The organism is Bacillus sp. BB081, from assembly GCF_008368895.1.
Classification (GTDB): domain Bacteria; phylum Bacillota; class Bacilli; order Bacillales; family Bacillaceae_G; genus Bacillus_A; species Bacillus_A wiedmannii.
Map to the genome: position 1 here is coordinate 110,732 of NZ_QOZX01000005.1, position 12,568 is coordinate 123,299.

Annotated in this window: 14 protein-coding genes; 8 read left to right on the forward strand and 6 right to left on the reverse strand. The window is 36.1% G+C overall.

The window, feature by feature from the left end:
• Nucleotides 1–209: 209 nt before the first annotated feature.
• From DN394_RS03565 to DN394_RS03575, 3 genes are read left to right on the forward strand one after another with little or no spacing between them, the layout of a single operon-like run.
• Nucleotides 210–1,007, forward strand: a complete 798-nt coding sequence (locus DN394_RS03565) for an amino acid ABC transporter substrate-binding protein (RefSeq protein ID WP_097917963.1) — start codon at nt 210–212, stop codon at nt 1,005–1,007.
• Nucleotides 994–1,692 carry an amino acid ABC transporter permease gene (locus tag DN394_RS03570; RefSeq protein WP_033657688.1) on the forward strand — a complete coding sequence of 233 codons (699 nt, stop codon included), beginning with the start codon at nt 994–996 and terminating at the stop codon, nt 1,690–1,692. The genes DN394_RS03565 and DN394_RS03570 overlap by 14 nt, the downstream gene beginning before the upstream one ends.
• A 28-nt stretch (nt 1,693–1,720) precedes the next feature.
• Nucleotides 1,721–2,455 carry an amino acid ABC transporter ATP-binding protein gene (locus DN394_RS03575; protein WP_000623593.1) on the forward strand — a complete coding sequence of 245 codons (735 nt, stop codon included), beginning with the start codon at nt 1,721–1,723 and terminating at the stop codon, nt 2,453–2,455.
• 51 nt (nt 2,456–2,506) lie between these two features.
• Here DN394_RS03575 and sasP read toward each other — a convergent pair whose 3' ends face one another.
• Entirely contained in the window at nt 2,507–2,710 is a 204-nt protein-coding gene (gene sasP / locus DN394_RS03580; protein WP_000013339.1) for a small acid-soluble spore protein, SasP family, read from the reverse strand.
• Between the two features lie 441 nt (nt 2,711–3,151).
• Here sasP and DN394_RS03585 point away from each other — a divergent pair, with 441 nt between their 5' ends.
• Complete coding sequence (locus DN394_RS03585) at nt 3,152–3,397, forward strand: hypothetical protein (RefSeq protein WP_000510464.1); 246 nt, start codon at nt 3,152–3,154, stop codon at nt 3,395–3,397.
• A gap of 16 nt (nt 3,398–3,413) precedes the next feature.
• On the opposite strand, the gene DN394_RS03590 is transcribed toward DN394_RS03585, so the two are convergent.
• Together DN394_RS03590 and DN394_RS03595 are read right to left on the reverse strand one after the other, a co-directional pair.
• Nucleotides 3,414–4,874, reverse strand: a complete 1,461-nt coding sequence (locus DN394_RS03590; RefSeq protein ID WP_097917964.1) for a YheC/YheD family endospore coat-associated protein — start codon at nt 4,872–4,874, stop codon at nt 3,414–3,416.
• A 20-nt stretch (nt 4,875–4,894) separates the two neighbouring features.
• Complete coding sequence (locus DN394_RS03595; RefSeq protein WP_097917965.1) at nt 4,895–5,947, reverse strand: YheC/YheD family protein; 1,053 nt, start codon at nt 5,945–5,947, stop codon at nt 4,895–4,897.
• 134 nt (nt 5,948–6,081) lie between these two features.
• Here DN394_RS03595 and DN394_RS03600 point away from each other — a divergent pair, with 134 nt between their 5' ends.
• Both DN394_RS03600 and DN394_RS03605 read left to right on the forward strand, forming a co-directional pair.
• Nucleotides 6,082–7,218 carry a DUF445 domain-containing protein gene (locus DN394_RS03600; protein ID WP_141498606.1) on the forward strand — a complete coding sequence of 379 codons (1,137 nt, stop codon included), beginning with the start codon at nt 6,082–6,084 and terminating at the stop codon, nt 7,216–7,218.
• A gap of 143 nt (nt 7,219–7,361) precedes the next feature.
• The gene (locus DN394_RS03605; RefSeq protein ID WP_000164619.1) at nt 7,362–7,718 is read left to right on the forward strand and encodes a YlbF/YmcA family competence regulator; all 357 of its coding nucleotides are present in this window, start codon (nt 7,362–7,364) and stop codon (nt 7,716–7,718) included.
• 41 nt (nt 7,719–7,759) lie between these two features.
• Here DN394_RS03605 and DN394_RS03610 read toward each other — a convergent pair whose 3' ends face one another.
• The gene (locus DN394_RS03610) at nt 7,760–8,356 is read right to left on the reverse strand and encodes an NDxxF motif lipoprotein (protein ID WP_149293613.1); all 597 of its coding nucleotides are present in this window, start codon (nt 8,354–8,356) and stop codon (nt 7,760–7,762) included.
• A gap of 24 nt (nt 8,357–8,380) precedes the next feature.
• Nucleotides 8,381–8,938, reverse strand: coding sequence for a DUF1700 domain-containing protein (locus DN394_RS03615; RefSeq protein WP_097994515.1), 558 nt, complete (start codon nt 8,936–8,938; stop codon nt 8,381–8,383).
• 360 nt (nt 8,939–9,298) lie between these two features.
• Here DN394_RS03615 and alsS point away from each other — a divergent pair, with 360 nt between their 5' ends.
• Nucleotides 9,299–10,987: an acetolactate synthase AlsS gene (alsS, locus tag DN394_RS03620; RefSeq protein ID WP_149293614.1), complete on the forward strand. Its 1,689-nt coding sequence runs from the start codon at nt 9,299–9,301 to the stop codon at nt 10,985–10,987.
• A gap of 16 nt (nt 10,988–11,003) precedes the next feature.
• Nucleotides 11,004–11,762, forward strand: a complete 759-nt coding sequence (alsD, locus tag DN394_RS03625) for an alpha-acetolactate decarboxylase (protein ID WP_046956672.1) — start codon at nt 11,004–11,006, stop codon at nt 11,760–11,762.
• Nucleotides 11,763–11,914: 152 nt separating this feature from the next.
• Here the strand turns inward: alsD and DN394_RS03630 are convergent, their stop codons facing one another.
• Nucleotides 11,915–12,532: a DNA-3-methyladenine glycosylase gene (locus tag DN394_RS03630; RefSeq protein ID WP_046957221.1), complete on the reverse strand. Its 618-nt coding sequence runs from the start codon at nt 12,530–12,532 to the stop codon at nt 11,915–11,917.
• Nucleotides 12,533–12,568: the final 36 nt, after the last annotated feature.

Sequence of the window (12,568 nt, forward strand, 5' to 3'; positions counted from 1 at the left end):
TAAGAAGTATTGTTTTACCTTTTTCTTTATAAATGCTATATTAAAAAATGTTACTTATTTTTTGTATGTAGCGTTATTTTCCCCTTTTGTTTGATTATGAAGAAAAAGGATAAACTAAATAAGAACATTTTCATTGAAAAATTGTTCAAGATTGCATACAATCAATATAGTTTTTAAATTCCTATCAGAATACTTGGAGGATTACCATTATGAAAAAATTATTTTCAGTACTTGCAGTAACTACATTAGCGATCGGGATTGTAGCGGGCTGCGGTAAAGAAGAGAAAAAAGATACAGCTAGTCAAGATGCGTTACAAAAGATAAAACAAAGTGGTGAACTTGTAATTGGAACAGAAGGTACATATCCACCGTTCACATTCCACGATTCAAGTAATAAATTAACTGGATTTGACGTTGAATTAGCAGAAGAAGTTTCAAAACGTTTAGGTGTAAAACCTGTATTTAAAGAAACACAATGGGATAGCTTACTTGCTGGTTTAGATGCAAAACGTTTCGACATGGTTGCGAATGAAGTTGGTATTCGTGAAGATCGTCAAAAGAAATATGACTTCTCTAGCCCATATGTTTCATCTTCAGCGGTATTAGTTATTGCGAAGGATAAAGATAAACCTGCTACATTTGCTGATGTAAAAGGATTAAAAGCAGCACAATCTTTAACAAGTAACTATGCAGATATCGCTAAGAAAAATGGTGCAGAAATTACGAATGTAGAAGGCTTTAGTCAAGCGGCAGAATTATTAAATACTGGACGCGTTGATTTCACAATTAATGATAAATTATCAGTGCTAAACTATTTAGAAACGAAAAAAGATGCAAAAATTAAAATTGTAGATACAGAAAAAGAAGCGTCACAAAGTGGATTCTTATTCCGTAAAGGTAGCGACAAGGTAGTACAAGAAGTAAATAAAGCGTTAGAAGATATGAAAAAAGATGGTACGTACGATAAAATAGCGAAAAAATGGTTCGGTGAAAATGTATCTAAGTAGTGCGTTGGTTTCAGATCGATTGTCTACTTGGATAGATATTATGCAGTCTTCCTTCATGCCTATGCTGAAGGAAGCTGTATTTACGACAATTCCATTAACGCTTATTACATTTATTATCGGGATTATACTTGCGACGTTAACAGCGCTTGCACGTATTTCAGGTAGTCGTATTTTACAATGGATTGCTCGTATCTATGTATCTATCATTCGCGGAACGCCACTTCTTGTACAGTTATTTATTATTTTCTATGGTCTTCCAACTCTTAATATTGAAGTTGAGCCATATACAGCAGCAGTTATTGGATTTTCATTAAATGTTGGTGCGTATGCATCTGAAATTATTCGTGCTTCTATCCTTTCAATCCCGAAAGGGCAGTGGGAAGCAGCTTACACAATTGGGATGACATACCCGCAAGCATTAAAACGTGTTATTTTACCGCAAGCAACGCGTGTATCTATTCCGCCGCTTTCGAATACATTTATTAGTTTAGTGAAGGATACTTCATTAGCATCGTTAATTTTAGTAACAGAAATGTTCCGAAAAGCGCAGGAAATTGCGGCAATGAACTATGAGTTTTTAATTGTTTATTTCGAAGCAGGTCTAATTTATTGGGCAATTTGCTTCTTATTATCTATTGTGCAACAAATATTAGAAAAACGTTCAGAACGTTACACTCTAAAATAACCCTTTCATAAAAGGAGTTTTTGTTTTTATGATTTCAATTCAACATTTACAAAAAAGTTTCGGAGATAATACCGTACTAAAACATATAGATTTATCAGTTGAGAAGGGGGAGGTTGTTGTTATTATCGGGCCATCGGGATCTGGTAAAACGACATTCCTGCGTTGTCTCAACGTGTTAGAAACGCCGAACGCTGGTAATATTCGCATCGGTAATAAAGAGCTCGACTTCTCTCAAAAAGTATCGAAGAAAGATATTGTCAATCTTCGTACGCAAACAGGTATGGTATTCCAGCACCATAATCTATTCCCTCATTTAACAGCACTTCAAAATGTAATGGAAGGGCTCGTTACAGTGAAAAAGATGGGGAAAGAAGAAGCGAAGAAAAAAGCAAACTATTTCCTTGAAAAAGTTGGTCTTGCGGATAAAGTAGACTTATATCCGTTCCAATTATCAGGCGGACAACAACAGCGCGTTGGAATTGCTCGCGCGCTTGCGATGGAGCCGGAAGTATTACTATTTGATGAACCGACGTCAGCACTTGATCCTGAACTTGTTCAAGAAGTTCTGAAAGTCATGAAAGAACTTGCTAAAGAAGGCATGACGATGGTTATTGTAACGCACGAAATGCGCTTTGCACATCAAATTGCGAACCGTGTTATTTTTATGGATGGCGGTGTCGTTGTCGAACAAGGTACACCAGAAGATGTATTTACAAATCCAAAAGAAGAACGTACGAAGAAGTTTTTACAAATGTTGCAATAAATGAAGGAAGGTCTCAAGGCATATGCCTTGAGACCTTTTTGCCATATATATTTATTTTTGGAATCCGCCAAGGCTTTGCTCAGCCATTGCAACTAGACGTTTTGTAATTTCTCCACCAACAGAACCGTTAGCACGAGCCGTAGAATCTGCTCCTAATTGTACACCAAATTCTTGAGCGATTTCGTACTTCATTTGGTCGATTGCTGCTGTTGCTCCTGGTACTACTAATTGATTTGAAGAATTTTGGTTTGCCATAGGAATATATCCTCCTTAGAGTTATAAAAATTTTTTTTGGTTGGACTAGCTGGATTTGAACCAGATTATCGCCCCGTTTGGCGCTAATCCATCGGTAATTAAGTTTGTACTCATAGTATGGATGTTACCTAGAAAGATATACGAAATAATAATTTGTAAATTTTGTAAAAAAATCTTAGTGATTTCGTAAATTATGAAATAAGAGTAATCGTTGTATTTTTTAGAAAGAAGGCTAAACTAAGAGCGATATGAAATATGTTTTTCTTTTTGTATCCCGCTATTGTGGGGCAAATCATTAACTTCTTATTTATGACTTACTAAAATTAAATCGGCAGCAATTTTATAGTTCTATTTTAAGTAGGGGTGGGACAGGACGCTCCTATGCACGGCTAGATGCTCTCTTCAATCTGCTTGTAAATGATAACGTATGGAGGAATCGTGATGGGAATTTGCCCGCTTTGCAACGCATTAGAATCACAAACATATTCTTGTCAAAATTGCCAAGGTATACTCCAAGATTATGGAAAAACTGTAGATTACATAGACGATTATAGTGCGTATATGGATCAAGAATTATTAAGTGCAGTAGATGGTTTAACACATAGTAATTCACAAGAGTACTGCAATCATGTTTTTTATTGCGTGATGTGTAATGTGGAAACAGAGGTTGTAGTGAAACTTGTGTAAATAGAAAACTTCCACCTTATGAATGAGGTGGAAGTTTTTGTTTTTGTATTTGTGAGTGAATCATAGGGGATGGGATATGTTCGGTGTTTGATGGAGTTCCGGATTTTATTTGAGACATTTTTTCTTTTGCATCGCGCAAAGAATGTTCAGTTAAGTAGATGGCATATTCGTAAAATAATTGGCGCGTCAGTTCACTTTGTTCTTTTAACTTTTCATCTTGGAATACAGTTCGCCCAGGTTTAGAGTTTGCTTCAAAGAGCCACGGGTTTTCCTGCGTGTCTAAACCGATATCAAAACCAATTTCTCCAATATTTCCGGTTACTTGTTCATCGAGCGCGTAACTGATTTGTAAGGCTGTATGTTTTAATTTATTTTCAATTTGAACTTGTTTCGTTGAATCTGGAAAAAGTTCTTGCAGTAATTTTGTATCGCCACCGCTATTTACATGCGTTGTTAAGCTACCTTTGCCAGCAATTTTTGCAACGATTGCACTGACCATCCATTGGCCGAAATGATTTTTATTTGTATGAATGCGAAAATCAACAGGTTGCCCATCGAAGCGAAGTAAGGAAATACCTTGTTGTACGATAAATTTTTTTAAATCATGTCCTTTTAACACATGGTTCAGAAGTGTTTCTAACGATTGGTACTTTCTTAGTTTATTTTCTTCATTTTCGCGATAACGACAGTAGTAGCAATTCTCTGTTTGAGAATAAAATAGTTGATGAATATTTCTACCGAAGCTGCCGTGAATCGGTTTCATGTAAACAGATTTATACGTACCGAGAAATCGTTCTACTTGTTCGAAGTGTTGAAATGTTTCTGTGTTTGGTAATAAAGGCATAATGGATTCATCTTTCACAAGAAGTTGATGCACTTCCCATTTATTGAAAAAGCCTGGGTTAAACCAAGGAATGGAGTAGTCATGCTCTAACTTTCTTTTTGCTCTTACGATCGGTTTATAATTTTCGGCTTTACGATTTGGTAATCGATCGTAAATGACATTCGGTAAAGGGACTTTTTTCTTTATCCACTGTTCCTCTTGAAAGAAATATCCTTCAATTGTTTCGTCTTCCCAGTTTATATGTTGCACACCAAAAACGAATACAAATGGTCGCAAGGTGAATGGTGGCGTTAGTAACTCGCCAAGAGAAGTTGAACGGTTTCCTAAAGGATTAGAAGAGTCATCGTTAAAACCAGTTGTAAAAATCCCGATTAATGGTCCGAAAATAATGGTTTCATTTTGTGTAAATGCATGGATAGTAGTGGAATGAGGAAGTAAAAGTTTCTCTGCAATTTGTTTTCCGATAATGATTTCGCGAGTAAAGGAATAATGAATTTTCACCTCTTCACTTGCAACATGGCGTACGCCGAAGGAAAGAGATGCAATTGGTGGTGTAATGGAAAAAATATAAGGTAAAGTAATACTATTTGGATGCTCATCTGAAATATTTAATGTATATATGTGCTCTTTCAAAATGGTGTTACCTCCTTTCATTATGGTGTGAAGCGACTAAACTTTAGTGGTCCGTGATATATTTTTTCCGCAAGTGCATCACTATGACGAATGTAATGTTCATACGGGGGAATCGTGTTGACATACATAAGCCAAATTGCCCCTTTTTGATCCATAATGGTGGAAAGCTCTAGCTCGAATAACGAAGAATAAGATTCATCTAATGTTTGAAACACTTCATTTATAATGTCATGTAAAGCGTCTTGTAATAATTGTACACCGGTACTAGATAGTACGTATTTAATTTTTGAAAATGAATGCAGCGAGGAATCATCCGTTGCCGAAAGTAAAAGTTGATTCGGAAATGAGCTTTTTTGTATAAATTGGCCGATAGCAGTCCACTTCTGTTCTTTATTTTTTTGCAAAATGGTTCGAATATGGAGTGGGTATGTTAATTGATTTGGTGGTTGCAGCATTGTATGGGTGATGTAACGTGCTGATCGTATGTTAGATTTGTACCAAGATATAAATTCATCTGTCCGTTTGATTGGAGTAGAAGTATGATAGTCATCATTTATCGTATCGATATGAAACGTTTTGCTTTTATAAGTGATCCGGTACAGACTTTCATTGGAATGTGTGTTAGTAGGCCGTATAATAATATCTTTTGTTTTTAATAACAGTTTGAAAATGTTTTGTATCGTTGCTATTTCAAATTTTGGTATATAAGGAGATAATTTTTTATTCGTGAGAAATAAATCATGAAGTTCGCTTAAGTCAATAAGTGTGTTATTTAAAAAGGTAGTGGTAGGACGGTTGTGTAATGAGTGAATAATTGATTTTGCTTTGTCGAAGTCTGTTTCCTCGTTAAAAGAAGAACGATCGTAAATATAAGAAGGAATAGGGAATATTTGCTCTTTCCATTTTCCTGTATCTGTATCATAAATAAGACCAGAGACAAGGTCTGTTTTAGGATCAATACCAAATGGCGTAAACTGGGCCACGACATTATGATAAAGCCGAGCGCGTTTAGCGATTTCGGTGTAATACATTTGCTCATAATGAGGGTGAGAAGTTAAAATACCGAGAACCAACGAAATCACTCCTTTACTAACAAAATGTTGGCATAATAGGCATAGCTATATATTGCAAATACGTTTTTATACCATTATACTTTTGTCCGTATGATGATATGCTATAGTTTTGGAGAAGCGAAAGGTTGATTGTAATGAATATATGGTTAAGTATGTTAACGACGACAGGGCTCGGAGCGATTATTGGGGGATTCACAAATCATTTAGCGATAAAAATGTTATTTCGTCCTCATCGTCCTATTTATATTGGGAAGTTTCAAGTTCCATTTACACCAGGGTTAATTCCGAAGCGCCGCGATGAGCTTGCTGTTCAATTAGGAAAAATGGTTGTCGAGCATTTGTTAACACCAGAAGGAATCGGAAAGAAATTAACAAATGAAGAGTTTCAAAAAGGTTTAATTCAATGGACACAAGTAGAAGTGGATAAAGTAATTACGAATGAACAGTCGTTACGACATATGTTAGAAAAATGGAATGTAGCGTATGTAGAAAAAGAAGCGACCGGGAAAATCGAACATGTGATTACAGAAAAAATAGAGGCATTTTTAGCAGAGTATTATACATATACATGGGAACAGGCTTTACCTCATTCTGTTCATGAAAAAATAGAGAATACGATCCCAAATGTCTCGGCATTTATTTTAGAGCGAGGAATTAGTTTTTTTGAAAGTGAAGAAGGAAAAGCACGTCTTTCAAAAATGATTGATGATTTCTTTGCTTCTAGGGGAACGCTGCTTAACTTAGTCGGAATGTTTTTAGGGAATGTAAGTGTAGTGGATCGTGTGCAGCCAGAAGTTATTAAGTTTTTAGGGCAAGATGGCACAAAGCAACTTTTAACTGACGTACTGCAAAAAGAGTGGGAAAAGTTAAAAGGAAGAGATGTAAAAGAAGTAGAAACGTTTGTAGAAAAAGAAATGATTGTAAGCTCCATATTGTCAGCGGTTAAAGTTGAAGAAACAGTGAGTAAGTTTTTAAATCAATCTGTGCAGCAAGTATGTGAGCCAGTTCGAGAAACAATTATGGAAAAGGTAGTCCCAAGTGCAGTAACGAAAGGCTTAAAGTGGGGAACAGAAAATGTAGAGAGTATACTAAACAATCTACATCTTGCGGAAATTGTCCAGCAAGAAGTGTCTACATTTTCAACAGAGAGACTAGAAGATTTAGTTCTGTCCATTACAAAAAATGAGCTGAAAATGATTACGTATTTAGGTGCCTTATTAGGTGGAATGATTGGACTCGTGCAAGGGCTATTACTGTTGTTCCTTATGTAGTAAAGATAAGTACATAGAAATAAAAGTGAAATTTCTTCACATCTCTTGCATAGTTTGATATGGTAAGAAGAGGTGCGTATGTAAATGCACTTAAAAGGCGGTGCGCATAATAAGCGCTAGCCTTCTAAAGGAGGAAAAATAAAATGACAAAAAACATTCATGATGTTGCATATGAATTACAAAAAGCAATCGCTGAAAACGAAGATTTCCAAACATTAAAAGCAAGCTACGCAGCAGTACAAGGTGATGCAAATTCAAAGAACTTATTCGATGAGTTCCGCGCAATGCAACTTGGCTTACAACAAAAAATGATGCAAGGTCAAGAAATCAGTGAAGAAGATAACCAAAAAGCACAAGAAGTTGTAGCTCGCATTCAACAAGATGCTAAAATCACAAAGTTAATGGAAACTGAACAACGTTTAAACATCGTTATCACTGACGTTAACAAAATTATCATGCAGCCACTTGAAGAATTATATAACGCGCAACAACAAGCGTAATGAGAGAAGACGCTCCTGTATAGGGGCGTCTTTTTTGTTTGTTATTTGTGGAAATACTCCGTCTCAATATTCTTTTCCTTCAAAAATGTTTCAATTTCTTTTTGCTTCCTACCATTAACTTTCTCAAAGCGTTTTGTAAAAGAAAAATCAGTTTTGAATAAGTTACCATCTTGCGCGATTTTGTCTAATTCTTGCTCTAGTTCTACTGAAAGTGCCGTAGACGCTGAAATGTAATCATGAATTTCCTTTGAAGGCTGTTTGTAATCATCAGGGATCGTATTGTTACTAATAAAATCATGGAAGTTCGCATCATTTTGTTGCGCTAAATTTACTAGTTGTTTTAATTTCTCTCGGTCGGATTTCGTGACATTCTCGTCAGACATGGCTGACGAAAGTGGAACGATGTTTTCGTATAACTCTCCGCTATAATTTAAATACGTTTTTATATTTTGTTTCATTTCGTCTTCGTTAATAGTTTCATTCTTTTTTGAGGAAGTGAATATAGTTTCTGGAATTTTAATCGTTACATCTTTAATAGATTGTACATCGTTTTCTTCCTTAGGTTGTGCACTGTTTGAACAAGCTGATAGAAATAAAATTGTAAGTAACATGAGTAGATATAAAGTATACTTCTTCATTTTAATCTCCTTTTATATTCATTATTATCTCTGTAAAATAGCTATATTCCATTTCAAATACTTTACTAAAGTTGCGTATAAATGTTTTACCATTTGGTAACATATGACGGATATGAGTAAACCGCCGCAAAAAGCGATGAACACATTATAAACGTCGGAATAACTAATTTGATGAAACCCTTTGAAAAATCCTAACCCTATTAATAAAATAGGTGAAATGATTAATACTGGAGTGGCAATGATAAGTGCTAGAATAATAGGTAATAAAAAGAGTAGTACGAAAAAGGCGATAATGATAAAAGCAAAGTTTAAAATACTTAAGCTCATAACAGAAATTAGTGCAGTTATCATATTTTTAAAGCTGCGTTTCTTGTCAGCATTGCTTATTGCATAGGAAACATTAAGTTCTTTAGCGATCGTTTTAGGGTTTCCTAGTTTTCTAGAAATTTCTTCTTCACATTTCCCATCTTGTTTACCACTGATAAAATGAGTTTCGTACTCTGAAAGAATATCTTTCTTTTCTACATTAGGCATATTCCGCAGGGAAGAACTAAGTTGTTCCAAAAATTCATTTTTGTTCATAACAATCACTTTCCTTTATAAAATGATGAATTACAAAGCACATTCCAATTGCTGGGTATTCCAATATTTACAAATATATCATTTAGTAGTGTTCTTTGCAAGGTACTGTAATGTTTTTAATACTGTGACTAGATGAAAGTTTTTCGTGCATTTTTAGATGAGATATAAAAATATTATTTTAGGATAAATAAAGGGTTGTAAGCGGATTCTTTAATGTTTGTCAAAAAACTATCAAATTCATATTCTTGGAAAAAATAATGCATTTGTACTATAATGATAAACAATACTTCACCACATTAATTAACTAGGTGAAATTAAAAATCTTTATTACACACATTATGAAATAAAGGAATGATTAGTTTGAGTACAGGTGTAAAAGTAAACGACGTGAAAACAAAAACAAAAGGAGCAGACCTTGTTGTTGATTGTTTAATTAAACAAGGTGTTACACATGTTTTCGGTATTCCAGGAGCGAAGATTGACTCTGTATTTGATGTACTGCAAGAAAGAGGACCAGAGTTAATTGTTTGTCGTCATGAACAAAACGCAGCATTTATGGCAGCTGCTATTGGTAGATTAACAGGGAAACCGGGCGTATGTCTTGTAACTTCAGGACCAGGGACATCGAATTTAGCGACAGGTCTTGTTACTGCGAATGCGGAGAGTGATCCCGTTGTTGCTTTAGCTGGTGCAGTTCCACGTACGGATCGATTAAAACGTACGCATCAATCTATGGATAATGCTGCACTATTCGAACCAATCACAAAATATAGCGTAGAAGTAGAACATCCTGATAATGTGCCAGAAGCACTATCAAATGCATTCCGAAGTGCGACTTCCACTAATCCAGGAGCTACTTTAGTAAGTCTTCCGCAAGACGTTATGACTGCGGAAACGACTGTAGAGTCTATCGGTGCGCTTTCTAAGCCACAGCTTGGAATCGCTCCCACACATGAAATTACATATGTAGTAGAAAAAATAAAATCGGCGAAATTACCAGTTATTTTACTCGGTATGAGAGCGAGCACAAATGAAGTGACGAAAGCCGTTCGTGAATTAATTGCGGATACAGAACTTCCTGTCGTTGAAACATATCAAGCAGCTGGTGCAATTTCGCGTGAATTAGAAGATCATTTCTTTGGCCGCGTTGGATTATTCCGTAACCAACCAGGTGATATTTTACTAGAAGAAGCAGATCTTGTTATTTCGATCGGTTATGACCCAATTGAGTATGATCCGAAATTCTGGAATAAACTTGGAGACAGAACGATCATTCATCTTGATGACCATCAAGCGGATATCGACCATGATTACCAACCAGAGCGTGAATTAATTGGCGATATCGCTTTAACAGTAAATAGCATTGCAGAAAAATTACCGAAACTTGTATTAAGTACGAAATCAGAAGCAGTGTTAGAACGATTACGCGCGAAATTATCAGAACAAGCAGAAGTTCCAAACCGTCCTTCAGAAGGTGTTACGCATCCACTTCAAGTGATTCGTACACTTCGTTCTTTAATTAGTGACGATACAACCGTTACATGTGACATCGGTTCACATTCTATTTGGATGGCAAGATGTTTCCGTTCTTATGAACCACGTAGATTATTATTTAGTAACGGTATGCAAACGTTAGGTGTTGCACTTCCTTGGGCAATTGCTGCTACTTTAGTTGAACCGGGCAAGAAAGTTGTTTCCGTGTCAGGTGATGGTGGTTTCTTATTCTCTTCGATGGAATTAGAAACAGCGGTACGTTTAAACGCACCGATCGTACATCTTGTATGGAGAGACGGTACGTATGATATGGTTGCGTTCCAACAAATGATGAAATACGGTAGAACATCAGCTACAGAGTTTGGCGATGTCGATCTTGTGAAATATGCAGAAAGCTTCGGTGCAAAAGGTCTTCGCGTTAACACGCCTGATGAATTAGAAGGTGTATTAAAAGAAGCACTAGCAGCAGATGGTCCTGTCATTATTGATGTTCCAATTGATTACCGTGATAACATTAAATTAAGTGAAAAATTATTACCAAACCAATTAAACTAATGGAGGCATGATTGAGATGACTGTTGCACAATTAATTGATATTGATGCAAAAAGAACGAAAATGAGTAATGAAGTATATCAAACATCTACAATGCTTGCGCTATTAGATGGTATATATGATGGTGTAATTAGCTTTGAGGAATTGAAAGAACGTGGTGATTTCGGCATAGGTACATTTGATCAATTAGATGGTGAAATGATTGCATTCGATAATGAGTTTTATCATTTACGTTCAGACGGTTCAGCAGAAAAAGTAGAACCGGAAGAAACAACACCGTTTGCGACTGTAACGTTTTTTGAAAAAGAAATGAGTTATACAGTAGAGCGCTCGATGAATCGTGAAGAAATTGAGGCATTATTACATGAATTAATGCCAAGTAAAAACTTATTTTACGCGATTCGAATGGACGGTACATTCCGTGAAGTAAGAACGAGAACTGTTCCAAGACAAGAAAAACCGTATACACCGCTCGTTGAAGTGACGAAATCACAACCAATCTTTTCATTTAAACATACAGAAGGTACGCTTGCTGGATTTTGGACACCAGATTACGCGCAAGGTATTGGTGTAGCTGGTTTCCACTTACATTACATTGACGATGCAAGAAGCGGAGGCGGACATGTTTTCGATTATGTTGTAGAAAACTGTACGATCCAAATTTGTCAAAAAGCTCATATGCATTTAGCACTTCCAGAAACAGCTGATTTTATGGCAGCTGAATTATCGAGAGAAAACTTAGAGGATAATATAGCGACTGCGGAAGGCGCGGAGTAAAAGGGAGAGACTGTTCCATTATGGAACAGTCTTCTTTTATTAATATTCCTTGTCGAATCGTTGATATATTTTGAGTTATGATAGATATATTTGAAAAATCGTTGATATATTGTAAGTTACGATAGATATATTCGAAAAATCGTTGATATCGTTTATTTCTTTGAAACAAACGGATGCCCCTCATAATAAAAACGCCACGGATAATGTACAGCTTCTTCTGCATAGTCGATGTTAATACGAGGTCCTGCTGTTATTTTATATTGTGATGATATGTGTTCTTCTTCTGGGACGAGTTCAATATGTAATGTATCACTTTGTAATGATACACCTCGTTCTTCTAACGTAATTCCGAGGGCACGGCATAGTTTGCCAGGGCCGTTCGTTAAATTTTTATACTGCGCTTTTGTAATGTCGGTTTTGTTGTATCGTGCAAGTTTTATTTCTTCAATCCCGTCTACTGGCTCAAGGGCTCGAATGAGAACACCTTGTGGGGTGCCAACTGGCGCTGTAATGACGTTAAAACAATGATACATACCGTAAATCAAATATACATAAGCATGTCCTGGTGCACCAAACATGACTTCCGTGCGATCCGTCCGTCTGCCGCCGTAACTATGTGCGGCCTTATCATCGGGACCTTTATATGCCTCTACTTCAACAATGATTCCGCTTCGCTTTATTCCGTCTACAATATGAACAAGCTTCTGCCCAATTAATTTCTTTGCTATTTCTAACGTATCGCCTTCATAAAAGGAAGGTGGTGCTTGCATTGTACTATCTCCTTTACTGAGTGTATATGTATATAG

What these genes read in the sequence shown, in the direction of transcription:
- DN394_RS03565 (WP_097917963.1), top strand. Translation starts at nt 210, where the DNA reads ATGAAAAAATTATTTTCAGTACTTGCAGTAACTACATTAGCGATCGGG.
- DN394_RS03570 (WP_033657688.1), top strand. Translation starts at nt 994, where the DNA reads ATGTATCTAAGTAGTGCGTTGGTTTCAGATCGATTGTCTACTTGGATA.
- DN394_RS03575 (WP_000623593.1), top strand. Translation starts at nt 1,721, where the DNA reads ATGATTTCAATTCAACATTTACAAAAAAGTTTCGGAGATAATACCGTA.
- sasP (WP_000013339.1), bottom strand. Translation starts at nt 2,710, where the DNA reads ATGGCAAACCAAAATTCTTCAAATCAATTAGTAGTACCAGGAGCAACA.
- DN394_RS03585 (WP_000510464.1), top strand. Translation starts at nt 3,152, where the DNA reads ATGGGAATTTGCCCGCTTTGCAACGCATTAGAATCACAAACATATTCT.
- DN394_RS03600 (WP_141498606.1), top strand. Translation starts at nt 6,082, where the DNA reads ATGAATATATGGTTAAGTATGTTAACGACGACAGGGCTCGGAGCGATT.
- DN394_RS03605 (WP_000164619.1), top strand. Translation starts at nt 7,362, where the DNA reads ATGACAAAAAACATTCATGATGTTGCATATGAATTACAAAAAGCAATC.
- DN394_RS03610 (WP_149293613.1), bottom strand. Translation starts at nt 8,356, where the DNA reads ATGAAGAAGTATACTTTATATCTACTCATGTTACTTACAATTTTATTT.
- DN394_RS03615 (WP_097994515.1), bottom strand. Translation starts at nt 8,938, where the DNA reads ATGAACAAAAATGAATTTTTGGAACAACTTAGTTCTTCCCTGCGGAAT.
- alsD (WP_046956672.1), top strand. Translation starts at nt 11,004, where the DNA reads ATGACTGTTGCACAATTAATTGATATTGATGCAAAAAGAACGAAAATG.
- DN394_RS03630 (WP_046957221.1), bottom strand. Translation starts at nt 12,532, where the DNA reads ATGCAAGCACCACCTTCCTTTTATGAAGGCGATACGTTAGAAATAGCA.